This window comes from Desulfovibrio mangrovi (assembly GCF_026230175.1).
Classification (GTDB): Bacteria; Desulfobacterota; Desulfovibrionia; order Desulfovibrionales; family Desulfovibrionaceae; genus Halodesulfovibrio; species Halodesulfovibrio mangrovi.
This window is the reverse complement of record NZ_CP104208.1, coordinates 2,327,624-2,354,490: the sequence shown is the minus strand read 5'-3', so window position 1 is coordinate 2,354,490 and position 26,867 is coordinate 2,327,624. Positions and strand designations below refer to the sequence as shown.

General features: G+C 57.6%; 17 protein-coding genes. 4 read left to right on the top strand and 13 right to left on the bottom strand.

Features of this window, described 5'->3' with window-relative positions; all coding sequences use genetic code 11:
* Position 1: 1 nt before the first annotated feature.
* The 6 genes from N1030_RS10765 to N1030_RS10740 all read right to left on the bottom strand — a co-directional run bounded on the left by N1030_RS10765 (position 2) and on the right by N1030_RS10740 (position 8,073).
* A complete protein-coding gene (locus tag N1030_RS10765; RefSeq protein ID WP_265825486.1) occupies positions 2–2,476 on the bottom strand; it encodes a PEP/pyruvate-binding domain-containing protein in 2,475 nt (824 codons plus the stop codon).
* Positions 2,477–2,559: 83 nt separating this feature from the next.
* On the bottom strand, positions 2,560–2,919 hold the full coding sequence (locus tag N1030_RS10760; RefSeq protein ID WP_265825485.1) for a response regulator: 360 nt from the start codon (positions 2,917–2,919) through the stop codon (positions 2,560–2,562).
* A 3-nt stretch (positions 2,920–2,922) separates the two neighbouring features.
* On the bottom strand, positions 2,923–5,040 hold the full coding sequence (locus N1030_RS10755) for an ATP-binding protein (RefSeq protein WP_265825484.1): 2,118 nt from the start codon (positions 5,038–5,040) through the stop codon (positions 2,923–2,925).
* Positions 5,040–6,011, bottom strand: coding sequence for a phosphate/phosphite/phosphonate ABC transporter substrate-binding protein (locus N1030_RS10750; RefSeq protein WP_265825483.1), 972 nt, complete (start codon positions 6,009–6,011; stop codon positions 5,040–5,042). Before N1030_RS10750 ends, N1030_RS10755 begins: the two co-directional genes overlap by 1 nt.
* Positions 6,012–6,050: 39 nt before the next feature.
* On the bottom strand, positions 6,051–6,725 hold the full coding sequence (locus N1030_RS10745) for a hypothetical protein (RefSeq protein ID WP_265825482.1): 675 nt from the start codon (positions 6,723–6,725) through the stop codon (positions 6,051–6,053).
* 196 nt (positions 6,726–6,921) lie between these two features.
* Entirely contained in the window at positions 6,922–8,073 is a 1,152-nt protein-coding gene (locus N1030_RS10740) for a sulfite exporter TauE/SafE family protein (RefSeq protein ID WP_265825481.1), read from the bottom strand.
* Positions 8,074–8,645: 572 nt separating this feature from the next.
* Here N1030_RS10740 and N1030_RS10735 point away from each other — a divergent pair.
* Positions 8,646–12,008 carry an ATP-binding protein gene (locus tag N1030_RS10735; RefSeq protein ID WP_265825480.1) on the top strand — a complete coding sequence of 1,121 codons (3,363 nt, stop codon included), beginning with the start codon at positions 8,646–8,648 and terminating at the stop codon, positions 12,006–12,008.
* 112 nt (positions 12,009–12,120) lie between these two features.
* On the opposite strand, the gene N1030_RS10730 is transcribed toward N1030_RS10735, so the two are convergent.
* The 4 genes from N1030_RS10730 to N1030_RS10715 form a co-directional block, all read right to left on the bottom strand.
* Positions 12,121–12,909, bottom strand: a complete 789-nt coding sequence (locus N1030_RS10730) for a substrate-binding periplasmic protein (protein WP_265825479.1) — start codon at positions 12,907–12,909, stop codon at positions 12,121–12,123.
* A gap of 146 nt (positions 12,910–13,055) precedes the next feature.
* A complete protein-coding gene (locus N1030_RS10725; RefSeq protein ID WP_265825478.1) occupies positions 13,056–13,862 on the bottom strand; it encodes a ZIP family metal transporter in 807 nt (268 codons plus the stop codon).
* A 75-nt stretch (positions 13,863–13,937) separates the two neighbouring features.
* Complete coding sequence (locus N1030_RS10720) at positions 13,938–14,306, bottom strand: DsrE family protein (RefSeq protein WP_265825477.1); 369 nt, start codon at positions 14,304–14,306, stop codon at positions 13,938–13,940.
* The gene (locus N1030_RS10715) at positions 14,303–16,996 is read right to left on the bottom strand and encodes a bifunctional acetate--CoA ligase family protein/GNAT family N-acetyltransferase (protein WP_265825476.1); all 2,694 of its coding nucleotides are present in this window, start codon (positions 16,994–16,996) and stop codon (positions 14,303–14,305) included. Before N1030_RS10715 ends, N1030_RS10720 begins: the two co-directional genes overlap by 4 nt.
* 534 nt (positions 16,997–17,530) lie before the next feature.
* On the opposite strand from N1030_RS10715, the gene acs reads away from it, so the two are divergent.
* Together acs and N1030_RS10705 are read left to right on the top strand one after the other, a co-directional pair.
* Positions 17,531–19,522 carry an acetate--CoA ligase gene (acs, locus tag N1030_RS10710; protein ID WP_265825475.1) on the top strand — a complete coding sequence of 664 codons (1,992 nt, stop codon included), beginning with the start codon at positions 17,531–17,533 and terminating at the stop codon, positions 19,520–19,522.
* 244 nt (positions 19,523–19,766) lie between these two features.
* Positions 19,767–21,902, top strand: coding sequence for a methyl-accepting chemotaxis protein (locus N1030_RS10705; RefSeq protein WP_265825474.1), 2,136 nt, complete (start codon positions 19,767–19,769; stop codon positions 21,900–21,902).
* Positions 21,903–22,311: 409 nt separating this feature from the next.
* On the opposite strand, the gene N1030_RS10700 is transcribed toward N1030_RS10705, so the two are convergent.
* The 3 genes from N1030_RS10700 to N1030_RS10690 all read right to left on the bottom strand — a co-directional run bounded on the left by N1030_RS10700 (position 22,312) and on the right by N1030_RS10690 (position 26,278).
* A complete protein-coding gene (locus tag N1030_RS10700) occupies positions 22,312–22,728 on the bottom strand; it encodes a YbbN family protein (protein ID WP_265825473.1) in 417 nt (138 codons plus the stop codon).
* A gap of 180 nt (positions 22,729–22,908) precedes the next feature.
* Positions 22,909–25,020, bottom strand: coding sequence for a sigma-54 interaction domain-containing protein (locus N1030_RS10695; protein ID WP_265825472.1), 2,112 nt, complete (start codon positions 25,018–25,020; stop codon positions 22,909–22,911).
* A gap of 1 nt (position 25,021) precedes the next feature.
* The gene (locus N1030_RS10690) at positions 25,022–26,278 is read right to left on the bottom strand and encodes an HDOD domain-containing protein (RefSeq protein ID WP_265825471.1); all 1,257 of its coding nucleotides are present in this window, start codon (positions 26,276–26,278) and stop codon (positions 25,022–25,024) included.
* Positions 26,279–26,461: 183 nt separating this feature from the next.
* Here N1030_RS10690 and N1030_RS10685 point away from each other — a divergent pair, with 183 nt between their 5' ends.
* Complete coding sequence (locus tag N1030_RS10685) at positions 26,462–26,854, top strand: response regulator (RefSeq protein ID WP_265825470.1); 393 nt, start codon at positions 26,462–26,464, stop codon at positions 26,852–26,854.
* Positions 26,855–26,867: the final 13 nt, after the last annotated feature.

Genomic DNA, 26,867 nt, shown 5'->3' with positions numbered 1-26,867 from the left:
GCTAGTCTCGTCCCTCCAGTGCGTCCAGATCCTGCAGGAACGCCTGTTCCGCTTCGTCAATCTGTTCATAGCGGGTGAGGCCCATGTCCATCATGCGGGTGCGGGCAAGCAGCAGGCCCAGCATGGCGAGCCGTTTCTGAATCTCGGAATCGACCTCATGCGGATGGCGCGCGTCCAGCAGGTCGCCGCGCGTGGTGACGAAGAAGCCGAAGCGGGTAAGGATGCGCTCGATGAACTGCAGCCGCAGAATGCGCTGTTCCGGTCTGCCGCCGCCTCCCTTGAAGCGGAATTTGATGTAGTTCTGCCTGCCTTCCGGTCCGCACAGGGTGTCGATGACCGAGAAGTGATAGCCGAAGCGCACCATCATGTGCAGATAGGTCTGCGAGAGCACGGCATAGCTGGCCAGTTGGGGCGAATCCGGACTGATGATGCCCGCGCTCACGCGGTCCAGCTCGTTCCAGTCCACATGTTTGAGGTTGGTGGGCCACTGCACCCGGTCGCAGGAGAGACCGAACCATAGTGCCCACATGGGCACGGAGCGGATGTCGTCCGGTGTGACGTCCGGTTTGCCTGCGGCGGAATGGAACAGGCCGTCTTCAAGATTCAGCAGGTACAGGGAGATGGGAATGTCCGTCTTCAGCTTGCGCGCGCCGGAAAGGCCCCGGCCGGAACGGCCGACAAGGGTGAACATTTCTTCCACGCCGCGTTCATGTGCAAAACGGACAAGGTCGTGCATGGAGCGGCAGAATTCCGGTGCAAAGTTGTCCGCCATGGGATCGGTCAGGTTGAGCTTGGCAATGCGGGGCATGGCCATGCCCAGACGGCGCATGGCGCCCAGCTGGCGATGCATGACCGGCGGTTTTTCCGGCAGGAAATCCGGACGTCCGGCATGAACGCTGCCTGCAATGCCGTCCACGGTGACAATGGCGTTGTCTTCAAGCGTTTCGAAGCAGCCTTCAGCATCCACCAGAACGGGCACGCCGAATTCGCGGGCTACCGAGGCGAAGTGGCTGGCCCTGCTGCCCTTGAGGGCGATGACGGCGGCAACCCTGTCGATGACGCGGGACAGGGCTGGGCCGAGATTGCGGGTCACCAGCACCGAGCCGCGCGGCATATCTTGTATGTCGCTGCATTGTGGGATGATGGTGGTTCTGCCTGCGGCGACAGACGAAGCACCCGCTGGCGTAGCGGTCAGCAGCACGGGCAGGTCCGGCGGCGCATGGTGCAGCATGGCTTCCGCCGTGGTGTCCGCCTGAATGGGGCGGCTTTGCAGAATGTGCAGGCGGTTGCGGTTGTCCATGGCCCACTCCACGTCCTGCGGGGAGCCGAACAGGTCTTCAAGCTGCATGGCATGTTCCGCAAGCCGCTTGAGGGTGGGCGTGGGGACGGGAAAATTCGCAGGCTTATCGATAAGTCTGTGGCTGGGGCGTCTGGAAAGCAGGGCCGTGTGCGGCGTGGCGCTGCCGTCCACCAACGCCTGACCGAGTCCTTCCACAGCGAACACGGCAAGGGCTCCGTGCTCCCTGTCCGGTACCGGCAGGTTGGCATGCATCTCGGGATCGCGGGTGTAGACCACGCCTGCGCAGGCAGGTTCGATCATGGGCATGATCAGCACCGCCATGGGAGTTTCGGAATCAGCCAGCCCGTGCATGATGCGGTAGGCAATGGCGCGCGGCGTGTATTTGGAGGCAACGACCTCTTTCCATGCTTCCATGATGCTGGTGGCCTGCACGTTGAGCATGGAGGCATACTGGCCCGCAAAGGACGCTTCGCCGTCTTCGGCAACCGCACTGGAACGCACGGCCAGCGGTTTGCCGCCGGAGCCCAGTTCCAACGCGGCGATTTCAATCTCGTTGGCGATGGGGTCGGGCATATCCGCTTCGTGGATGAGCTGCTGCATTTCATCCGCAAGGGCGGCGAGTTCCGCAGGGTCGGTGAGGCGTACCTTACGCAGTCGTTCATCCAGCAGCGGGCGTAGTTCGTTTGCCTCTATGAAATAGTGAAAGGCGCTGGCGGAAACCACCATGGCCGGAGGCAGCGGCAGGTCAGTGGCATGTGCGATCTGTGCTAGATGCAGCGCCTTGCCGCCCGCCTGACTTGCGTGCTGCATGGCTTCTGACAGAGGAAAGACGAAGGGGGGAACGATTTCGGCATCCGGAACGGAGACAGCCATGCGGACGTAGAAATTGATCTTGGAAAAATAGTCCAGCAGATCCATGTAGCGGGTCGGGCCCATGGACTGCAGCTGCTCGATAAGGTTGCGCAGCGTGGTGCCCAGTTCCTCGCATAGCCATGTGACGCGGGCCCAGTCTGCCTGTTCGCGACCGTAATGGATCTCCTCGAGATCGGCTATGCGCTCAAGGCACTGGTCATCAAGGTGCAGCAGCTCCTTGAAGGCGTTGTACTTGTTGCGCAGCAGGGTACCCGGGGCAAATGCCTGATAGGTCCAATGCAGAAAGAGTTCACGGAAAGACATGCCGTTCCCTTGAGGAATATCGGTTTTGCAACTGTGGCGTGGAATACGATGAAAAGAGCCCGGGCCTTGCGTTGTCCGCCCGATCAGAGCCCCAGCACCTCGTCCACCTTGCCTTCCAGCTCGTCTTTGTCAATGGGCTTCACGCAGTATTCGTTGGCTCCAAGGCGCAGGGATTCCCGTGCCGTTTCCAGAGTGGGGTAGCCGGTCAGCATGATGACGCGGATGTCGGGGCAGCGTTTTTTGAGTTCGTCCAGCACCTGCACGCCGGTCATCTTGCGCAGCTTGATATCCAGAATGGCAAGGTCGGGCTTGGCGGAAGCAGCATGGTTAATGGCTTCGTCCTCGTCTGTGAAGACGGAAACAGCATGCCCCTTGCGTTCGAGAATGCGCTTGATCAGCACACCGGCGTCAATGACGTCGTCGAGTACCATTATGGAGGCCATGGGTTACTCCGTATCGTTTTCGGCCTGTGCGGGCCGGTTTTTATCATGACAGGTCTTGGGGGCCTCACCGTCGGACGATTCCAGCGGCAGGGTCACGATGAACGCGGTTCCGGGGCCGTGCGGCACCTTTTCCAGCATGTCCCTGTCTATCATGCCCACGGGCAGCGGGCTCATTACTTCGATGGTTCCCTGATGGTCTTCAATGATGCCGAAGGAGACCGACAGGCCCAATCCCGTTCCCTTGCCCACCGGTTTGGTGCTGAAGAAGGGATCGAAGATGGCGGAGCGGTCCTCGGGACGGATGCCGCTGCCGCTGTCCATGAAGGTGGCGCTGATGGTGAAGCTTTGCACGTCCAGCCGCGTGACGACCTTGATTATGCCGCCGCCGTTCTCCATGGCCTCTGCCGCATTGGAGAGCAGGTTGATCCATACCTGTTTCAGCTTTTCCGGATCGCCGAAGATGATGGGGAACCTGTCGTCAAGGTCGGTGATGATGTCCACGTTGTCCAGTTTGAAGGCGTGGCGGATGAGCTGCACCACTTCCATGATGGAGTTGTTGAAGCACATCTCCTTCTTCTCGCTGCCGGTCTGGCGGGAGAAACCGAGCAGGTCGGCCACGATCTTGCGGCAGAACTTGGCCTGCTTTTCGATAATGGCAAGGTCGGAATGAATCTGGCTGTCCGCCGGAACATCTTCCTGCAACAGCTGGGCGTAGCCGAGAATGATACCCAGCGGGGTGTTGATTTCATGTGCCACGCCGCCTGCCAGCTTGCCCACGGATTCCATTTTCTGGGAATGGATGAGCTGATCCTGAAAGCTTTTCAGGTCCGTGATGTCGCGGGCTGTGGTCAGCACACCGATGATGCGCTGCTGTTCGTCATGCACGGGAACGCGCAGGATGTGGAACCAGTGTCGCGTTCCGCTGGACGAGGTGATCAGGGCTTCGCGGTTGACCGGCTTGCCGGTGGCGAGAATGGTCAGCGTCTCATCGCGGCGTTTGGGGTCTGTCGTTTCCGTAAAGACCATGGTTTCAGGCATGCCGATGATGTCCTGCTCCGCAATGCCTGCAAATCTGGCAAAGGCGGTGTTTACGGCAAGGTACCTGAGATCGCGGTCTACCAGCGAGACATGGTCGGGGCTGACGGAAAGAATGGTGCGCATCAGCTCCTGCTGGCGGGTCAGATCCTTCTGCGCGTCCTGCAGGTCGCTTATGTGCTTGCGCAATGAAAGCGCCATCACGTCGAAGGTTTCCGAGAGTTCCTGAATCTCGTCTCCGGCGTTTTCTATGAACACGGGGCACTCGCGGCAATTGTCCATCTTGCCGGGATAGTCTTCCGGGTTGCAGTTGGCGCACATGGTTCCGGCAAGGTACCAGCAGCGGCGCTCAGTGTCACCGTATGCAGGGCAGCCCTGCCCGGTGCAGTTCTGGATTTCCCAGCAGTTGCGCGAGAGCCGTATGCCGGTCTTGAGGTCAAGGTTGCCCCGTACCATGTCTTCCGCATGCTCGCGCAGTTGTCCGAGCCGCATGGAGATGCGTCGTGCAAATTGGGTGGAGATGAAAATGCCCACCAGCAGGGCGATGCCTGTCAGGCCGGAGATGGTGAAGATAAGGCCCTGCACCACGGCCTGCGCTTTGGTGCGCGAGAGGCCGATGCGGACGGTGCCTACCGTGTGGTCGGCAACAATTACGGGGACGGCGAAGTCGTAGATGCGGTCCTTGCCGGTATCTATCAGGCGCACGCTGCGCGATTCGCCGAAGGGAACGAGGTTGGCCAGACGCAGATCAACAGGAAAACCGTAATTGAAGCTGTGCACGAGAATGCGGTTCTGGGCATCCAGAATGAAGGCGTAGGCAATGTCCTCATCCACGGTGAGCAGTTCATCCACCATGTTCTTCATGACCAGCAGGTCCAGCGACAGCATGGGGTCTGCGGCCCGCAGGGCAAGGTTGCCGGCGAGCACCTGCCCGCGCCGCTTGGATTCCTGCAACAGCGCGTCTGCAGAGATGCGTGTGACGAATGTGGCCAGCAGAATGGATGTGAACACGACAATGAGCGTGATGCCCAGATTCAGCTTGTTGCGGAACCGCATCCGCGAAAGGGAAAAGTGGATGGGAGACATTACTGAGCTCCCTCAGCGTTGTCCTGTCTGCCGTCATAGGCTGCTTCGTTGAAGCGGGTCTTGGCAACGAGTTCGCGGATGGGTTCATAATCCCTGTCCGTGGCGGGAATGATGCGGCTCATGCCTGCACCGGCAAGAATGGCGGCATGTTCGGGCTTCTGCATGGAAAGCTTGAACAGCGCGTCGGCGATGGCCTTCACAACCTCTTGCGGCAGGCCTTTGCGGGCAGCGTAGACCCAGCCGGGATAGTCGCGGGTGGTGGCGACAATGCGCAGCCGTTCGGGATCGATCTTGTCCTTCACCACGTCCAGCGTGCCTTCACGGATGGAGGCGATGTCGTACTTTCCGGCATACACGGCGAGAACGGCCTTTTCCTGCTTGCCGCCCGGCCCCGGAGCAAAGGCGATTTCCGCAAAATCTTCGGGATGTATGCCGTGATCAAGAAAGTGGCCCAGCGCAAAAAGGTAGCCGCCGGCGGAGAGCGGGTCCACGGCAATCCAGCGTTTGCCGCGGCAGTCCTGCAGGTTCTGGATAAGTAAGTTGTCGGTACGGGCAATGATCTGCCCACGGAAGTTGGTGCTGCCGGAAGGTTCCACAATGCGGGCAAAGGCGCGTGCGCCTGTCTTGGCAATGCTCACGTAGGTGAAGGGGTTGGAAAAGGAAATGTCTATGTCTCCGCGTTCGACCATCCTGCGGTGTTCCTCGAAGGTGTCCGGAAACACCTGCCGGAGGGAAAGCCCCGTCTCGGCCGCTATGTATTCGATGAGCGGGTTGTGTCTGCGGTAGGAAACCGTGTGCGAGTACTGGGGCAGATAGGCATACGTGATGGCGGGCAGTGCTTCGGGCACCCGCACTTCCTGCCGTTTGGTCATGTCCACATAGACTACGGGTTCATCTTCGCCACACCCCTGCAGCCCGAACAGCGCAAGCAGCAGAAAAACAAGCAGGGCCGTGAAGTGGCGTGTGTTCATGCGGTACTCCGTTGAACTATGCGGTTCCTCCCGCTCTTTTCACGATGCTTCGGGGGCAATGGCGGGGCTGGAGGTTTCGATGACGGTATTGCCGACGGGCGAAAGCACCAGAGTTCGTTCCGTGCCGACACGTTGGGCGGAAGCGCCGAGTTCAGCCCATGAACGCATCTTGCCGGCGGAATTCGAATCCTCTTTGCGCATACGGTCCACACGTCTGAGCAGTGGTACGTGCGCACGCACCTTGCTGAACGCGAGGCGGAGCAGAATATAACACGTAAGCATAACAAATTGATAGCCCAGCGGGGTCTCAAAATACGGCACCGTGTGGATGGTGATGCCCTCGAAGCGGGTTTGCATCCACCCCAGTGCAAAAGGAAGCGGCCAGATGGATACGGCGAAGAGCGCGGCGTGAGAGAAGAACATCTTGCCGAAATACTCGTTTGCCCATTTGTTCGTGGCCTTGAAGCTTTCCTTGTCCTTGCACTGTATGGCCTCGATGGACAGGTTGTGCATCTTGACCATCTTGGTGTTCAGGGAGGCATAATAGCTGCGGTTGGTCAGATAGATCAGGGTCAGCGCCAGTTCGCCGGCAATGATGGCCCATATGGAGAGAATGGACGTTCCCGCCCACATTCCGGCCGTGGCGGAGGCAAACCAGCGGTAGGGGGCTATGAGAATGGCGTCAGCCGCGAGGTACAGTGAGGTAAGGTCCATTCGGTGCTCCTTGTGCGGATTCCACCGGAGGGCGGTAGTCTGTTGCAGGCTATCCCGCCACGGGTGTTGCCGGAAGCGTTGTTCGTATCGGACGGTTCGTGGTTCCGCCCGATGCGGATCGGAAAGTTGTGACCGGCGGCCCGTCTGTGGGAACAGCGGACCGCCGGATGGTTGTCAGTTGCTTGCCCTTGGTTTCTTAGAAGGGGGGCAGCAGGCTCAGGCCGAGCAGGCCCTTGGAGGCGTAGCGGATACCTACGTAGAAGGCCAGCACGATGAAGATGCGCTTCAGCCACACTTCGGGGATGTACTTGGAGGTACGGGGGCCGATGATGGAGCCCACGAAGATGCCGACCAGTTCCGCGCCGATGAGAGGCCAGAAGATGGGCGTGCCGGACACGAACATGTAGGTGAAGATGGAGGTGATCATACCGATCAGAACTGCCAGTGCGGAGGTGCCTGCCACGAGGTACATGGGCAGACCGGCAACGCTGGTCAGGAAGGGTACGAGCAGGAAGCCGCCGCCCACGCCGAGGAAGGAAGCCATGGCAGCGATGAAGAAGCCGCCTACGAGAGGAATGAGGGGGTTGAAGGAAAATTCGACGCCGTAGAAGGTGAAGGTGCAGTTGGTGGGGGAGAAGGAAACAACCTTAACGCCCATGGCGGAGGTGTCGACCTTGGATTCGCCCTTGATGGAAGCTTCGAAAGCCTTGGCGGCTTCCTTGGCCTTCTTCTTGGAAGCCTGACCTCTGGGAGTGGTTTCATAGAGCAGGTAGCAGCCGAGGAAGAGAACGAACAGGCCGAAGTAGCCGATGTAGGACTTCAGGGAAATCTTGCCCGCGGTGAGCCAGGGAATCAGCGTGGAACCGGCGATGGAGCCGAGGCCGAGCGCCAGTGCCAGGGGCAGCACCAGACGGCCCATGCGGTAGTAGTTATAGGAGGAGATGCCGGCGGAGGTGCCAACCAGCCACTGGTTGGATACTCGGATGGAGTCGGTGATCAGCTTGTTCAGGTCGGGAGCGGTCTTCTTGAAGCCGGAAGCGTAGTTGCCCAGACCGAAAATGGTGATGTGGCCTACACCGGCCATGATGCCGCCGAAGGCACCTACGGTGGAGAAGATCCAGCCTACCCACACTGCCCAGCCAAAGCCGAGGATCAGGCTGATGTCGGGTGCGCCGGGAATGCCAAGGAAGCCCAGCGGGGATTCAGGGTTGATCTGGCCTGCTTCGGCACCCTTGGGGGCGGCGTTGATGGCATCCTGCAGACGGTCGGCCCATGCGGGTTCCATGCAGAGGAAAACTGCCAGAACTGTCAAAGCCAGCATCAAGATGGTCTTTTTGGATTTGAACACGTTGTACTCCTTGCAATTGCAGCAAATCGGTTGTGATACAGGTGACCTTGTTTCCCTACGCGCCGGAAACGTAGTCCTTTCGCCCGAAACCCACTAAGGTTGCGTCAGTCGGGGCGGCCTTGCGAACGTGTGGCGTGTCGTTGCGGCCGGTTCCCGTGCCGTTATGGCCAGAATGTCGGGGCGTATGCCGTCGGAGTATCCTGTTTTCCGGACGGCATTTTCCAGTAAACGCCCTTTAGCTTTAGGGCACAGCATCCGCAAGGATAATTGTTTATGGGAAAAGTATCACTTTTTTTCACAAGTAACAGCCTCTTTCGAGATGATAACTGCGCTAACTTTGTAAAAAATTTCACATGAAATTATTAAATAAAATGTATATCAAATAGATATGTGTATTTTTCTTGATTTGTCGCAAGAATTCAGCAAGGCCATTTGTGGCGTAACCTGATTGGGCGATTATGATAAGGTCTGAAAACAGGCCCGTAAGGTGTTGCGGTCTTTTCAGGAAGTGATACCCTTGGCCGGGTAAGGAAAATACTGTTGAAACTGGAGCCATCGAAGCTGGTGAGTGCATGATGAAGCCTTTTTGGGGAATACGGGAAAAGCTTGTCGGTATCTTTGTCCTGATCAAGGTGCTGCCTCTTGTTCTGCTGGCATGGTTTGCCTGGAGCGAGATAGCCAGTCTTGGCTGGACGGTGCGCGAGCGGGTAGAGCAACTCGTGTTCGAAACCAAAAAAAACGTGGGCGAGGTAGGAGCTATTGCCACGGACAGTTCCATACGCGCACTCGATTTGAAGGCCCGTGAGGCCATTGAGCGCCTTACAACGGACACCGCGCGGCAGGTCGCAGCTTTTTTGTACGAGCGTGACGACGATCTGGTTCAGGCCGCCTCCCTGCAGCCGGATGCGCAGCTTTACCGGCAGTTCCTTGCTCCGAGAAAAAGGCCTGTCACTCTGCATGCGCCCTGGAAACTGAACGAAGACGGGACGGCGTGGGGGCCTGCTGACAGTGTCGATAAGGGGCCGACTGTCTCTCCGGTTAATATCAACAATGCCAAGGATTTTCACTCAAGACCTCCGGATGTCTTCATCCGTGAGGATCGCCCCCTGTACCTTGAAATGACCTTTGTGGACATGACCGGGCGTGAGCGCGTGAAGGTTGTGACTTCTGACCGTATGTCACCGGAACTGCGCGATGTCAGCAAGCCGGCCAACACCTATTGCAGGGCGGAACGGTACTTCGGGCATCTCAAGAAACTCAAGCCCGGCGAAATATATGTTTCAGATGTCATAGGCGAGTATCTTCCGAGTCCGATTATCGGACCGTATACACGTGAGCGCGCCAAGGCGCTCGGGGTTCCCTTCGAGCCGGAAAAAGCCGGTTATGCGGGCAAGGAAAATCCAGTAGGCAGGCGTTTTGAAGGTATTATCCGCTGGGCAACGCCGGTTTTCCGCGGAGGAAGGCAACTGGGGTGGGTGACGCTGGCACTTGACCATACCCATGTGATGGAGTTCACCGATCATATCCTGCCGACAGAAGAACGCTATTCGGACATTTCGGATGCCGCCAGCGGCAACTATGCCTTCATGTGGGACTACAAGGGGAGGAACATTTCGCACCCCCGCGATTACTTCATAGTGGGGTATGATTCCGAGACCGGAGAGCCGGCTGTACCATGGCTTGAAGAGAACATGTATCAGGATTGGCAGGCCAGCGGGCTGAGTGCGTCGGAGTTTTTGGCAAAGGCACCGCTCTTCGATTATCAGTCCCTGAGCAAGAAACCGTCCAAGGAACTGATTCGGGAAGGCTATGTGGGCCTTGACGGTCGCTACCTCAATTTTGCCCCTCAGTGCACCGGCTGGCATAACCTGACGCAGCATGGCGGTTCCGGTTCCTTTGTCATTTTCTGGAGCGGCCTGTGGAAGCTGACCACGGCTGCGGCAATTCCCTATCATACGGGGCAGTATGGCGCTTCGCCACGTGGTTTTGGCTATGTGACCATCGGCGCGAATGTGGATGAGTTTCACCTTGCCGCTACCAAGACTGCGGAGCGGCTGGAGGCCATGGTGACCACGTTCACCGAAAACCTCGGTGAACAAGATGCCAAGACGCAGGAGATGCTGCGCAATTCCCTGAAAAAGACGTCCTTCGAGATTTCCCTGTCCACCGGGGCCATGGTGCTGGCGGTCGTGATCATCGCTGTCTGGATGGCAACGATCCTGACGGGCAAGATTACCAGAATTATCGCTGGCATCCGGCGGTTTCAGAAAGGGGAGCTTGATTACCGGCTGGAAGAGAAGGACAAGGATGAAATCGGCGAGATATGCCATGCCTTCAACGAAACAGCGGAAACTATCAGTACGCTCGTTTCAAATCTCAAGCTGGCGGAAGAACAGAACAGGGCCGTGATTCAGAATGCCGTGGAAGGCATCTACCAGAGCACGCCCCAAGGCCGCTATTTGAATGTGAATCCGGCTCTTGTCCGCATGCTCGGGTATGAGAGCAGAGAGGAAATGCTCTGCGCCGTGCAGAACATCGCAAACCAGCACTATGACGACCCTGCGGATCGCGAGCGGCTTCTGGATGTGCTGCGGACCCGAGGCTATATCAGCAACTTCGAATTCAAGGCCCGCAGGAAAGACGGCACTCCCATCTGGCTTTCCACGAACGTCCGCGCCGTACAGGGCGAAGATGGCGAGATAGCGTATATTGAAGGCATGGTGGGTGACATCACCAGCCGCAAGAATATGGAAGAGGCTGAACGCAACAGGGAGGCTGCGGAGGCTCGGGATCAGGCCAAGAGCGTTTTTCTGGCCAACATGAGCCATGAGATCAGAACGCCCATGAATGCTATTCTCGGCGTTTCCGAACTGCTGCAGGAGGGACAGCTGGACGAGAACAGCAGGGCCCTTGTTTCCCTGCTGCGTACTTCGGGCGAGCATCTGCTGGTGCTTATCAACGATATTCTGGATATTTCTCAGATCGAGGCAGGCAAGGTGCGCCTCGCCCGTGAACCCTTCAGCATTCAGGCCCAGATACGCAGTGTTGCGGGGCTCATGTCCGTGAAAGCCAAGGAAAAAGGCATTTCTCTGAACTATTACATGGAAAACGGGTTGCCCCAGTATGTGATGGGAGATGCTGCACGCTTCAGGCAAGTGCTTCTCAATCTTGTGGGCAACGCGGTCAAGTTTACGGAGAAAGGCAGCGTTACCATCACGGCTGGCGTTGAGGAGAGGGCCGGGCGTCAGGTTGTGCTCAATTGCTCTGTGCAGGATACCGGTCCCGGCTTCGCTGGGGAAAAGGCTTCAGACCTTTTCGAGGCTTTTGTGCAGGGAGACGGTTCCACCACCCGCAAGTTCGGCGGCTCCGGGCTTGGCCTTGCCATTAGTAAGCGTCTTGTGGCGCTCATGGGGGGGTATATTTCGGCTGAAAGCATGGTTGGCGAAGGGAGCAAGTTCACCTTTACCCTGCTGTTTGAAGAGACGGATGAGCCTCGCCAGAATGGTCCGGTAGTGGAGCTCGGGGCGGTATCATCAGGCGACGGCGATGGCTGGAGTGAGGGCAGGAAGGTGCTCTATGTGGATGATTCCGAAAGCAACCGTCTGCTGGTAAGTCTGTATCTGAAGAACACCGGCATCACGTTGGATATTGCCGATGACGGCATCAGCGGGCTGGAGATGATCAAGGACGGCGACTACGACGCCATATTGCTGGATATGGAACTGCCGGGCATGGACGGCTATTCCGTTGCCCGGTCGCTGCGTCAGTATGAGAAGGGAGCGGAAGTTCCCGTCATTGCGCTGACCGCCAACGCCATGTCGGAGGACCGGCGGCGCTGTCTTGAATCCGGCTGTACGGAATATCTGGCCAAACCCGTGCGCAAGGCTGATCTGATCAATACGCTTCGTATGGTCATGGAAACTGCCGATTCCTGATGCCTGCCGTCTTGATTGTGCCTGCGCTGCAAGCTCGTTTCAGACGTTCTTTTATTTCCGGCTACCGGTGGTGGCAGTGCGTCCAGGGCATGAATTGTCCGCTGTCCCGGAGCTATTGGAGTTTGTGGGTTGCCAGCCGTTCTTCAAAACGGTTGAGGATAGCGGCATACGTCCCGTCTTTGCGCATTTCCTCAAGGGCATCCGACCAGCGTTGTATGGTTTCGGGATTTGTCTGGGGTGAAAAGGCGATATACAGTTCTTCGTGCGACACCGGAAACAAGGGTTCAAGCCAGTTGACGGGTTTTCCGGCGCGGGCTGCGTAAAACACGCCGCTCGGCCATGATTCAAGCCACATGTCCACCCTGTCGTGGGCCAGCATGTAAATCATTTGCTCCGGTGCGCCCGGAATGCTGTATATCCGGGGGAATTTATTGGTCCGCAACACCTCTTCCGCAGCATAATCCTGCATGACTCCCACGGTAAACTTCTTGGCTTCTTCCAGATTGGAGGCACGAGCATTGCTGCCTCTGCGTTTCATCATGACCAGCGTATCCGAGTAGATGGGGCCTACCCAGCGGAATTTGTTTTCCCGCTCGGGAGAACGCACCGTGGAAAACAGGGCGACGTCGGGATGCTGCTGGGCCATGGAATATGCACGGGACCATGGCAGTATCCGTATGCCTTGCGGTATGCCGGTGTTCGTTCTGCGTAGAATCTCTTTGACGATGTCTGCGCATCCCCCTTTGAGTTCCCGCCCCTGCACGTAGTTATAGGGAGCAAGATTCTCTGTCAGAACCAGAAGCTGCGGGCGTGTATCCGCGCGACCTGCGAAAGGCGTGCAGAGAGAAGCGATAACGATCGCAACAAGCAGAATGGGGAACAGATTGCGGGGTGCCGTCATGAAGTGGGGTGTCCTTGCGCGACACCTTACGGAGTATTCCGTAAGGCTGCAAGGTGTATCGGATTAATGTTCTGCGGTGCCGGCAAGTTAGGAGAACTGGGGGCGCTTCAGTGGGGCGCCGGTTGAGTGAGTGGCAGGAGTGCTGGCTAGCCCAGCGCTACATCAAGCGTCATCATGACGCCGAAGCCCAGTATGCAGCCCATGGTGGCAAGGTCGCCGTAGCCGGATGCCTGTGATTCGGGAATAACCTCTTCCACCACCACAAAGATCATGGCTCCCGCCGCAAAGGCCAGCGCGTAAGGGAGAATGGGTTGTGCCACTACAACGGCGAGAGCTCCCAGCACACCGGCAACCGGCTCCACGATGCCGGAAAGCTGGCCGTACCAGAAGCTTTTGCCGCGGGACATTCCTTCCCGGCGTAACGGCACGGAGACTGCTGTGCCTTCAGGGAAGTTCTGTATGCCGATGCCGATGGCAAGGGCTATGGCTCCCGCGAGCGTGGCGGAAGGATAGCCTGCGGCCACTGCGCCGAAGGCAACGCCGACAGCGAGTCCTTCCGGAATATTGTGCAGGGTGATTGCCAGCACCAGCAGTGTGGAGCGCTGCCACGAGGTGGAAACGCCCTCGGCTTCATCCATCTTCGCGTGGACGTGCAGGTGGGGGAGGAACATGTCCACAAGGCGCAGAAAGGCGGCTCCACCCACAAAACCTACGAGAGCCGGCATCCACTTCAGGGAGCCGAGATGTTCGCTCATTTCGATGGCCGGTGCGAGAAGCGACCAGTAGCTTGCAGCGATCATGACGCCGGCGGCAAAACCGAGCATGACATCAAGCGTCTTCTTGCTGACATTCTTGGTGAAAAAGACGACCGAAGCTCCAAGAGCGGTCATGCCCCAGGTGAAGGTGGTGGCGGCAAGTGCCTGCCATGCCGGATGCAGTTCTGCAAAGGTCATCGGCTAATCTCCTAGCAAACCCGCATAGTGTGGACGATGGTCTTACGCGGGTACGCGTTTCAGTCCGTGAGAGGATCAGAAGGTGGCGGTTCGCCACTCCTGTGATTTGAGGACGGAAGTGAAAAACTCGCCGACATAGGTCACTTCGAGTTCCATATCCTCAAGCACGGCGGTCAGGTTGTATCGCTCGGCACAGGCGCGGCAGGCGATGACGTGTACGCCGCGTTCCCGGAGCAGTTCAATCTCCCGCTGCATGCCCTTGTCAAAGGCCAGCAGCTGTTGCGACGGGCCCCAGATGAGGAGGGTTACTTCGCTCCACCATCCTTTAGGTAGGGCGTTGCCGCCGTACATGAAAACGAGATTGCGGGCCACTTCCGGATCCCGGTGGCTCCATATGATGCATAATTTGTCTGGTTGTCCGGCAGGGGCGCTGTTCATGGTCATGCCTCCTCCTTCTCTTCCATGATCATTTCAAAATGGTGTACATCGTCGTCTAGATCTTTTGTTACCTCAAAACCGAGGTTGCGGGCCAGCTCTATCATGTTCTTGTTGTCACTGAGCGCGGCACCGACGATGCGTCTGGTTTTGCGCGACTGCAGATAGCGGATGATTTTTTCCATAAGCAGTCTGCCGAGACCCAGCCGCTTGAGGTCTGAGCGGACAGCCACGGCGAACTCCGCGCTGGTATTGTCGGGCTGGATCATGGCCCGCGCCACGCCGAGTGTCTTGATAGAACCGTCAGGAGCTTCTCCCTTGGCAATGAAGGCCATCTCGCGGTCATAGTCGATCTGCGTAAGCTTGATCATTTCGGAGCGCGGCAGCGTGGCAACATTGCCGAAGAAACGGAAGCGCTTGTCTTCCGGCGACATGTGTTCGAGGAAGTCCCAATGGTCGGGCTCGTCTTCGGGGCGTATGGGGCGCAGGTCCACCTTGGAGCCGTTGCGCAGCTGGATGCATTCTTCCAGCTCCTTGGGGTAGGGGCGAATGGCCAGCTGATCCGTGCCCGACGAGGGACTCCATGCCACACGGATGTTTGCATCCAGCGCCACAACCCCCGCGTCGTCGGCATACAGGGGGTCTATCTCCAGTTCGAAAATTTCCGGAATATCAATGACGAGTTGGGATATCTTGACCAGCGTCGAGCGTACGGCATCCAGATTCGCCGCGGGAATGTCGCGGTTGCCGCGGAGCAGGGTGACTATCTTGGTTCGCTGGATGAGTTCGTTGGCGAGGCTCATGTTCAGCGGCGGCAGAGCGGTTTGCCGGTCGTGGGTGATGGAGGCCAGCGATCCCCCTTGCCCGAAGCGGATGATGGGACCGAATATGGGGTCCGTTGCCGTTTCTATGGCCAGTTCGCGGGCGCGGGCCCTGCGGCTCATGCGCTGAACGCTGAAACCGTTAATTCGGGCGTTGGGCTGGTTCTGTCTGACGCGGTCCACAATGGTGTTGGCCGCCACCAGCACGTCTTCTTCATTTTCGAGGTCGAGTGCAACGCCGCCCGCCAGAGATTTGCGGTAAATGTCCGGTGAATTGACTTTGAGCGCTACGGGGAAGCCGATGGCCGCTGCCGCCTGTGCCGCTTCCATGGAGGTTGCTGCGGTGCGGGTTTCCACGATGGGAATGCCGTAGGCACTGAGGATGGCCCCTGCTTCCTTCCCCGTGAGCATCTGCCGTTTTTCTTCCAGCGCTTCGACGATGATGTTGCGGACCATGAAGGCGTCCGGCTGAAAGTCATCCGGCAGGGATGCCGGAGCTTCCACGAGCATTTCCTGGTTGCGGCGGTACTGTACGAGGTTCAGGAATGCCCGTACAGCCTTGTCCGGCGTGAAGAACGAAGGAAAGCCCGTCTCCGTGAAACGCTTTCGTGCCGCTTCCGCATCATCGATGCCCAGCCAGCTTGTCAGCACGAGCTTCTTGGTTTTTTTGCAGGCCTTGATCACCTGTTCGGCAATGGCGGCACTGTCTACACCCGCCGTGGGCACGTGCATGACGAGCAGGGCGTCCACTTCAGACTCCTGCAAAAGCTGGCGGATCGCCTTGGCGTACATATCGCCGTCCGCATCACTCTTCATGACCAGCGGATTCCAGTAAGACCAACCACTGCCGAGTTCATTGTCCAACTGTTGGCAGGTCTCGTCGGAAAGTTCAGCCAGCTTGCCGCCGCCTTCCAGCAGCATGTCCGTGGCAAGGAAGCCGGGGCCGCCGCCGTTGGTGATGATGGCGAGCCGTTCCCCCTTGAGGGGGCGGGCAAGCGCAATGGTCTCCACGGTGTCGAAGAGCGTGTCGATGTCAAATACTCGCAGCATGCCCGCGCGTCGGAAGGCCGTGTCATATACGTCGTCCGACCCCAACAGCATGCCGGAATGGGCAGCCGCAGCCGCAGCACCGGCTTCGGACCGGCCTGCCTTGATGACCAGCACGGGCTTGTTGCGCGCCAGTGCGCGCACGGCGGAAAGGAACTGCCGTGCATTCTCTATGGTCTCTATGTAGAGCAGAATGGCACGGGTGGAAAAATCGTTGTTCAGGTAGTTGAGCACATCTTCGAAATGGATGTCGTAGCGGTCACCCAGAGAAATGAAGTGTGAGAAGCCGATGTTTTTTGATGCGGCCCAGTCCAGCACTGTGGTGAACAGGGAGTCGGACTGCGTGACAAAGGCCACCTTGCCGGGCAGGGCGTCGCGCGCGGCGAGGCTGGCGTTGATCCCCACGGAAGGGTTGATGTAGCCGAGGCAGTTGGGGCCGAGCACCCGCACGTTGTATTTTCTGGCAACGGTGAGCAGGGCCTTTTTCTGCACTTCCAGCTTGTCGCGGTTGAAACGGAAGTAGCCGCGGGACATGATCACCGCATGCTGGGTGCCGCGTTTGCCAAGTTCTTCAATATAAAAGGGAATTGTTTCCGGTGGTGAACAGAGAATGGCCAGATCCGGCGTGAGGGGAAGCGTGTCGATGGCAGCATAGGAGGGCATGCCCATCACGCTGTCCACGTCGGGGTTCACCGGCAGCACAGGGCCGAGAAATTTCCCGCCCAGCAGGTTCTTGAGAATGGTGTTGCCGGGTTCTCCCGGTTCGTCGGTTGCGCCGATGACCGCAACGGAGGTGGGCTTGAACATGTGCTCTAGTTTTGCCGGACTCACGGTGTCTCCCTTGTCGATGCCACGGGCGCGGGTTTGCGGGTATGCTCTGTTTTGGAGTTTTCATATTTTCACGTCATGTGCGTTAAAGTCAATTTACAAATGACAGAGAAATGCCGCTTGGTTGCAATATTTTTGCTCTGTTCGTTTTTTGTTCACCGGAGCGGTGAACGGTAGTCATCTCCTGCCACCTGCCGGTGAACGGTAAAATGGCGTTTGAGAAGCGAGGAATATGGTTTTGTTGTATATCATTCTTAAATAACTTGTTTTTCTATGTCTGCACAGGGGGGGAGTGAAACGCCGTTCACCGGAATTCCGCTCCTTTATCGGGAATATTCGACCATTCACCGAAAAGAGATGGTATTGGGCTTCAAAGAAACCGTATGGCTATGTATACATAAAGCTAGGCATCCGGCCGCAGTGTGTTTCTTTTTAGCAAGAAGGCACAGGCCGGGGCGGTACACGAAGCAGGCTTAATACGCACGGGCCAAGAGTGGATTCAGGCACCGACCCGTCCAAATCGATAAGGAGTGTAGCATGAGTCAGGCACGCATTGAGAGCATGATGGATGAAAAGCGGTTGTTCGAGCCGCCGATGGAAGGACGGAATACGGCGCAGGTCAAAACCATGGAAGAATACGAGGCGCTGTACAAGCGTTCCATGGAAGACAACGAAGGTTTCTGGGCCGAGCGGGCCAATGAGCTTCTGGACTGGTTCACGCCCTTCACCAAGGTGTTGGATGCAGACATGCATACTCCATCCATCAAGTGGTTTGTGGGCGGCACGCTGAACGTTTCCTACAACTGTCTCGACAGGCACATTGCCAACGGCCGTCGCAACAAGGCTGCCATCATCTGGCAGGGCGAGCCTGATGAGGACGTCAAGGTATACACCTACCAGATGCTGTATGACGAGGTATGCAAGTTCGCCAACGTGCTGAAGGCGCAAGGCGTTCGCAAGGGAGACCGCGTTGCCCTGTACATGCCCATGATTCCTGAGCTGGCCATTGCCATGCTTGCCTGTGTGCGCATCGGCGCTGTGCATTCCATCGTGTTTGCCGGTTTCTCCGCCGTCAGCCTGCAGAACCGCATTCAGGACTGCGAGGCCAAGGTTGTTGTGACTGCAGATGCCGTTATTCGCGCCGGTCGCAGCATTCCGCTGAAAAAGAACGCAGACGAAGCGCTGCGTCAGTGCTCCTGTGTGCAGAAGGTTATTGTGGTGAACCGCGCCAACTCGTCCGTAGAGTGGCAGGAAGGTCGCGACCTGTGGTGGCATGACCTGATGAAGGACCCCGATATCAAGGCCAGCTGCCCCTGTGAGCCCATGGACTCTGAAGATTCACTCTTCATTCTGTATACCAGCGGTTCCACCGGCAAGCCCAAGGGCGTAGTTCACACCACCGGCGGTTATCTGACCTATGCCGCACACACCACCCAGTGGGTGTTCGACGTGAAGGACAGTGACGTTTACTGGTGCACCGCAGACGTGGGCTGGATCACCGGTCATTCTTATATTGTTTACGGTCCCCTTGCTCTGGGCGCTACCACCCTGATGTTCGAGGGTGTGCCCAGCTATCCCGGTCCTGACCGTTTCTGGCAGGTGGTGGAAAAGTTTCGCGTGAATATCTTCTATACCGCTCCCACCGTTATCCGTGCTCTGATGCGCGAAGGTGTTGAATGGACCCAAAAGCACGACATGAGCAGCCTGCGCGTGCTCGGTTCGGTGGGTGAACCCATCAACCCCGAAGCATGGATGTGGTACCATGAAAATGTGGGCGGCGGAAATCTGCCCATCGTTGATACCTGGTGGCAGACGGAAACCGGCGGCATCATGATTTCCGCACTGCCTTACGCCACGACCCTGAAGCCCGGATCCGCGACTCGTCCGCTGCCCGGCGTCGATGCCCGCATCGTTCGTCCCGACGGCACGGATGCCGAGCCTAACGAAGGTGGCCACCTTGTGATCCGCAAGCCTTGGCCCGGCATGCTGCGCGGCGTGTTCGGCGACCCTGCCCGTTACAAGAGTACCTACTTCGAGCGCTTCCCCGGCTGCTACGAGGCCGGCGACGGTGCCCGTGTGGACAACGACGGCTACTTCTGGATCATGGGACGACTGGACGACGTTATCAACGTATCCGGTCACCGCATGGGGACTGCGGAAATCGAATCCGCGCTGGTTTCCCACCCCGCTGTTGCCGAGGCTGCCGTTGTAGGTATGCCGCACGCCATCAAGGGCGAGGCCATTTACGCGTACGTGACGCTGACCGCGGATGCCGAGGAGTCCGAGGAACTGCGCGCTGAGCTCAGAACTTGGGTGCGCAAGGAGATCGGTCCCATTGCATCGCCGGAAGTACTGCAATTCGCAGACGGTCTGCCCAAGACCCGAAGCGGCAAAATCATGCGGCGTATTCTGCGCAAGATTGCCGGCGGCAGCACCAGCACCAGCGATTTCGGGGATACTTCCACCCTGGCGGATCCGGGGGTTATTGCAGATCTTATCGAAGGAAAGATGGACCTTACCGGAAGATAGTTTAATCCCGTATAAGACAAGTGTTACAAGAAAGGGCGGCCTGATGATAATCAGGCCGCTTTTTGTATTTGTTGCTCAAAAGTTGTGGAATACGCCTGTTCTTTGATGTAATGCCTTGATGGTGTGCGGTGCGGTTGCCTGCTGGTTTGGTAGGCGACGATGATAATGATTGTTCCCTTGTGATGGGGCGGGGATGGTGTAACTATCAGTAATAGATCACACTCAGTGTCATATGGAGAAAGTCATGAAATTGCGTACTAAAATGACAGGGTTTCAGATTGTCGCGACGATACTCACCGTGTCGTTGTTGAGCGTGGTGTGCGTCATGCAGATGCTGTCATATAGCGAGAAGGAATCCGCGGCGTACCGTACCGAGGCTCTGGAAAAGGAAGAGTCGCGCCTTAAGGATTATGTTTCCATGGCAGTGGGGGCTGTGGACTCCTATGTGCAGCGCTCCAAGGATATCGAAGGCCTCAAGAAGGAGCGCAAGGAAGACCTCAAGCGTGTCGTCGATGCGGCATATAGTCAGATCGTTGAACTGCAGAAAAGCAAGGGGCATCTGCCTGCAGAGCAGTTGAAGCAGGAAATAACGGCTCTTGTCCGGTCCATTCGTTTTGATGGCGGGAACTACCTGTGGATAAACGACATGAGTCCGCGGATGATCATGCATCCCGTGAACGCCGCCCTGAACGGTGCCGACCTTGGGGGGTACAAGGACGCCAAGGGTAACCTGATGTTTCAGGATATGGTGCAGGTTTGTCGGGCCAACGGAGAAGGCATGGTTTCCTATTACTGGGCCAAGCCGGGCGAGCAGGTGCCGACACTGAAAATTTCGTACGTCCGCCTGATTCCGGGGGTGGATTGGATCATCGGTACTGGGGCATGGCTTGAAGACATTACCGAGGGTATGAAAAACGAAGCTATGAAACAGCTGGCCAAGATGCGGCTGGGTGATGGCAACTATTTCTGGATTAACGATATTGACGGCGTGATGATCAGCCATCCCACCGAATCCCTTGTAGGCAAGGGCATGCTTGATATGCGCGACAAGAACGGCAAGGCCTTCTTCGGCGCAATGGTGGACGTGGCCAAGGCCAAGGGCGAGGGCATGGTTGATTACGTTTGGCCCAAGGCCGGTTCCGACAAGCCCGAACCCAAGCTTTCCTATGTGCGGCTCGTCAAGGACTGGAACTGGATTGTGGGTATGGGCATCTATGTGGACGGCGTGGAAAAGTCCATAGCTGCCCGCCAGCAGGATATGGATGACGCCATTTCCGGGGTGGTGCGGCTTGTTATCATCCTGTCGCTGGCCATTCTTGTCGTTATCGTTGCCGTCAGCATGCTGTTTACCCGTAACATAACCAATACGCTGGGCGGTGAGCCGGACGAGATGGCCTCCATTGCCGGTACGGTATCGCAGGGTGATTTGACCATTGCCTTTGAGCATCAGGACGCCCGGGGCGTTTATGCCTCCATGAAGGCCATGGTGGAACGCCTGATTAATGTGGTGCAGGATATCCAGTACACCACGGAGCAGGTGGCCGCCGGTTCGGAAGAATTGGCCGCGTCTTCTGAGAGCATGTCAGAAGGTGCCACCATGCAGGCGTCGTCCGTGGAGCAGGTTTCAGCCTCCATGACCGAAATGCTGGCCGGCGTGCGCCAGAATGCGGAAAACGCCCGGCAGACAGAGGTCCTTGCGACCAAGGCTTCCGATGAAACCCAGCGTTCCAGCGAGGCGTTGCAGCGAACCGTGCAGGTCATGCATCAGATTTCCGACAAGATCTCCTTCATTGAGGAGATTGCCCGCCAGACCAACTTGCTTGCCCTGAACGCAGCCATTGAGGCTGCCCGTGCAGGCGAGCACGGCAAGGGCTTTGCCGTGGTGGCTGCAGAGGTGCGCAAGCTTGCGGAACGTTCGCGCGAGGCCGCCGGTGAAATAACCGAGCTGGCGTTGTCCAGCGTCGGTGTGGCTGAAGAGGCAGGAAGCATGCTGAATTCCGTTGTGCCGGATATCCGGAAGACCGCGGACATGGTGCGCGAGATTGCCGCCGCCTGTTCGGAACAGGAAGTGGGGGCAGGCCAGATCAATTCGGCGATAAACCAGCTTGATTCAGTGATCCAGCAGAACGCCTCCGCTTCTGAAGAGCTTGCTTCCACTGCTGAGGAGTTTTCCGCGCAGGCCGAACAGTTGCAGCAGGCCATTGCCTTTTTCAAGGTGAACGGAAATGGAAACGGGAACGGCGCGCGCAGAAGGCAGAAGAAACTTGTTGCAGCCCCTGCCCGAAGTGTCGCGGCTGCCCAGTCCGTTCCGGCCAGAAAGCCGGTTGCCGGAGTGCAGCTCGCGTTGAACGATGACGATGGTGAGTTTGAACGTTATTAGTTCTGCTGGAAACGAAAACGAAGAGAATCGGCGCGGAGCATTCCGCGCCGATTTTTTTTCCGGTCACTGCGGAATTTGATGAGGGGCGGTTGACCAAGAGGAAATAGCCCTTTGGGTGGAGCTGGTTGCAACTCCCCATTATTCCGGAAAAAGACAAACCCGCCTTCCGATTATCGGAAGGCGGGTTTTCCACTTTTCCCCAAAAGCGGCCGTATGCGAGAGTGTGCAGCCTCGTGTCCGGCGCCACAGCAAGATGCTGTGGAATTGTCTTTCATCTCTTCATCCCTTGCCGCCTAAACGTCCCGAAACGTCTGTGGCGTGCGTCGACCTTGTTTGCGGATGGAGCGCCCCCGCGCTCGCATTGCCGCTCTTTCCCCCGCAGCGTTCCATGGGAACGCTGTTTCGCAGGTTACTGTCGTTTCCAGCTGCGGAAGAGTCCGGACATGCACGGTACGGGATGGACCGTGTCGCTGCTGTGGCCGAAGGCCGGTTCCAGCGTATCCAGTTCGCTGTAGTCATCGATAAGCAGGATGTTCAGAAGGTTGAGAGCATCTGCAAAGCCGATGAATCTGGTCTTCTCTTCCCCCAAATAGAAGAGAAGGTACGACGGGGTGCCTGCTATGGCGTAGGTTCTGGCGAATTCGGAGAAGTACTCCGGATCCAGCAGACAGACCGAAAATTGTTCCCTGAATGTCTTTTCAATATGCAGAATCGTAGTCAGCTGATCGGCATGCAAAGGGTCGTTTTCCAGGCAGCCTGCCAATACGGGACGCTGCTCTTCATTGAGCAGGGTGGCGAATTCTGAGGGGGTAACTGTCCGTATCATGGCTGCGTCCTTTGCTGTCGTCTGTCCTGACTAAGGCAAAGGTGGTGCCATATTTTGTTTTCTTATTGAAAACGAACAGTTGAGAGAATTCTGTGTTATGAGAGGGTGTCTTGGTGTGTCTCGTTGATGTCTCGTGAGACAGGTTTGAGTGTCTCAAAGCATGTCTCATGAGACATGTGGTTAAACCGGCATGCCCAGCTCGTGCATCTTGCGATACAGGGTGGCCCGGCCAATGCCCAGCAGACGGGCGGCCTGTGCCTTGTTGCCTCCGGCGATGCGGATGGCATCAAGGATGTCCTCGGGAGTGAGGTCGTGAAAGGCCGGACGGGGAGCCGGGGGCGCCATCATCCCGGCACGGTCGTACTGCGGAACTGGGGGCTGTGCCGCAGGTACGGGGCGCTCCATGTGGTTTCTGGGATGGGCCGGAATGACGGGATGGGCCGCGTGGGGGAATCCGTCCACGGGAAGGTGTGGTGTATGGGGCATGCCCGGCAGCGGCGGCTGCTCAAGCATCTCGGGGGTCAGATGTTCCGTGCCGATGAGGCCCTGCCGCGCGAGAATGCAGCCATGCTCGATGACATGTTTGAATTCACGAACGTTGCCGGGCCATTGGTGGCGCATGAAGAAGTGCATGGCGTCTTCGGATATGCCGGAAATCCGGGTGCCCAGCTCTTTGTTGCACAGGGTGATGAAGTGGCTCGCCAGCAGGGGAATGTCATCACGCCTCTCCCGCAGGGCTGGCAGTTTCACGTGCATCACGTTCAGGCGGTAGTATAGATCGGCCCGGAACGTGCCATCGTGAATCTTCTGGACGAGGTTGGCGTTTGTGGCGGCGACAATGCGCACATCCGCCTTGCGGGTGACGGTGTCACCCACTCGCTCGAATTCCTTTGATTCCAGAAAACGCAGCAGCAGAATCTGGATGCGCAGGGAAACATCGCCGATTTCATCAAGAAATATGGTTCCGCCCTCGGCGGCTTCAAATCGGCCAGCCTTGTCAGCTACTGCACCTGTGAACGCGCCGCGTACATGGCCGAAGAGTTCGCTTTCCAGCAGGCTTTCCGAAAGGGCCGTGCAGTTCACCTTGATAAGTGGTCCGTGTGCCCGGGCTCCGTTATGATGCAGAGCTTCTGCGATAAGCTCCTTGCCGGTGCCGGATTCGCCTGTGACAAGCACGGTGGTGTCTACCTCGGCAAGACTTTCCAGCAGGGTGTAGAGCTTTTGCATGCGCTCGCTCTTGCCCACGATGCTCCTGAATGAGTGGCGTGCCTGTAGCTGCTTTTCCAGCGAAACGATGCGCGTGATATCCCGGATGAGCAGGACGCCGCCTTCCGTGGTCTCGGTTCCTTGCTGCGTCTGGCCGGTTGGTTGGGGAATAAGCGGGGCACAGCTCAGGATGAGTACCTTGTCCATACCCTCTGTGCGGTATTGGGTGCGGAATTCACGCACTGCCTGGCCCTTATGTATGGCGCTTGCAAAGACCTGTGTGAAGGCCTCGGCAGCATGGGGAAAGGCCTTGCCGAAAGGCATGCCTATCAGGTTCTCTCTCTGCTGGCCGAAAAATCGCTCGGCAGCGGTGTTCAGGCTGATGATGTTCCGTTCCCTGTCCACGGTGATCAGAGGGTCGAGCATGGAGGAGAAGACGGTTTCAAGATATTGCCGGTAACGCTGGTTTTCTTCCAGCGCTTCTGTGAGTTGTGCATTTGAGGTGGTAAGGGCCTTGGTGCGTTCGGCAACCTGCTGTTCCAGAGTGGCGTTGGATTGCTCAAGGTGCTGGAACAGCCGGAAGTTTTCCAGCAGCGTGGCAGATGCGAACAGAATGACCGTGATGAGATAGTAGCCGATGTCCGCGTAAAGGTCGGCCGGATTATCCTCGACAAGACCTGCAAACATGCCCACGGGGCCTGCTGCGGTGGTAAGGGGGTGCAACAGCAGTTGTCCGCCCTGCGAGGTGGAAACCACGGTGGGTTTGTTCCGCCCGAGCGCCCATGCGAACGTGCGGTCTTCTATGAGAATGGCTACTTCATCAGCGATTCTGTCACCAGCCTCCGGTTCCGAGGCCCATGCCAGTTGGAAGGCGAAGGTTTCCTCATCCACCATGAAGAAGGACTGGCTGGAAAAACTCATCAGGCTTTCCAGCTTCTTTGCGGTGTCAGTCAGAATGGCCCGTTCGTTTTCCACTGCATCAAGGCTGGTGCCGAAATGACCAAGGGTGGCGGCCAGCTCAAGAGCGCGCAGGGCGGCACGGCGATCCGCCGGCAGGGGGTTCGTGGCGTCGAGGGTATCGGGCATCTCAGGATTCTTTGATGAACAGGCTGATCATTTCGGACAGTTGCCTGCCGTGCTGTAGGATGATGGGTTCAAGGGAGCTGGGTGGCAGGCCGATGGCCTCAAGCACCTGCGGAGAGATGTCCGGAGCATAGAACGCGCCGTAGTCATCGCTGCGCAGTCCCAGTGCGATCATGTCGCCAAGCTGGATGATGGCGGCGTCCAGCAGTGGCTGGCTCTTGAGCGGGGCATGATGGTGGCGGACCATGTGGGTGAGGCTGTCGGGAATGCCCCATGCCTCCAGCAGCAGGCCTCCGACCTCGCTGTGATCGAAGCCGCAGACTTCCTGCTCGGCCTGTTCCAGTGGAATTTTTCTGTCCCTTGAGAGCAGCAAAGCCCTGCAGAATGACTGCGGCATGGCGCGCAGCATGAGCAGCATGCCAATGTCGTGCAGCAGCCCGGCCACAAAGAAACGCTCTTCTGAGAGGCCGGGTTTGGTTCCGGCAATAAGGCGTGCCAGCGTGCCGCAGGAAACGGAGTGTTCCCAGAAGTGCTGCATGTTGAGCACGGAAGAGGGAATGTTCGAAAAAGTGCTGGTGGCGGAAATGCCTATGGCCAGCGTGGTGAGCTCATTGACGCCCAGAATGGTGATGGCGCGTTCAATGGTGTCGATCCGCGAAGGAAACCCGTAGAAGGGACTGTTCACCAGACGCAGGATCTTGGCCGTGAGGCCGGGGTCGCGGCTGACGACTTCGCCCATGCGGCGGGCGGAACAGGCGGGAGACTGCAACTCCTTGAGAATCTGGGTGTAGACGGAAGGAAAAGAGAGCAGCGTCACTTCGCTTTTCACCAGCGAGGCGGCTGTATGCTGTTCCTCATCTGGAGTGGGCATCTCGCATCGGGCGCGCAGGGCCTTGAGACGTGCTTCCGACATGGGAGCCAGCGTGTTGTCCTGAATCCGTTTTGCTGTCCTCAAGACACACAGGCGGTGAAATTCTTCGAGAAAGGCGTTGCCCACATGTTTGCCCTGAAAGGAGTCGTCCACAATCTGGGTCGCTTTTATCATTATTTCCGGTGAGATCATCTTGGGCGTCTGATCCGATATATCCTTGCGGCTCACTCCGGCAACAGAGGCCTCCGTTACGCCCCATGCCTTCATTATGGCAATCTGCTGTTCACCAAGCACAATGCCTGCAGGAAAGAGTTTGCGGTTGTGCACGCCTCGCACTTCGGCTTCCAGTTTCATGCCGGGGAGCAGTTCGTCGATATGCAGTGTGCCCACAGAAGACTCCTTGTAAAAATCAGGTTCATTGATGATACAGGAAGGAGGCTGCTTTTCAAAGTACTGCCGCGGGATAAAAAATACTTCCTGCAAATGAGGCCGTGTAGTAACTACATGATACGCCAGAAGTAGTCCCTTTTGAAGCCGGGCCATGGTGTTACCGGATAACCTCTTGGAGATGATATGCGCGCTCTAGTTGTGGAAGATGAGTTCATAAGCAGAATTGTGCTCGAGAAGATGCTGGCTCCCATTTTCGAGGTGGATGTTGTGGTCAACGGCAGTGAGGCGCTTGAAGCCTTTGAACTGGCTCATAGCCAGGAGCGCCCCTACAGACTTATTCTCATGGACATCATGATGCCGGTGAAAAACGGCCTTGAGGCGCTCGAGATCATCCGGGAGCGTGAGGACGGCCGTGGACTGCCGCGGGCAAAGGTCATCATGACTACGGCGCTTGCCGATATCAAGACCGTGGTACGGGCCTTTGATTCGGGGCAGGCCTCTGCCTACATCGTAAAGCCCATAGATAAAGAAAAGCTGTTCAGGGAGTTGAAGGCGTTGGCGCTTATCGACGATTGATCGTTCCCGGACA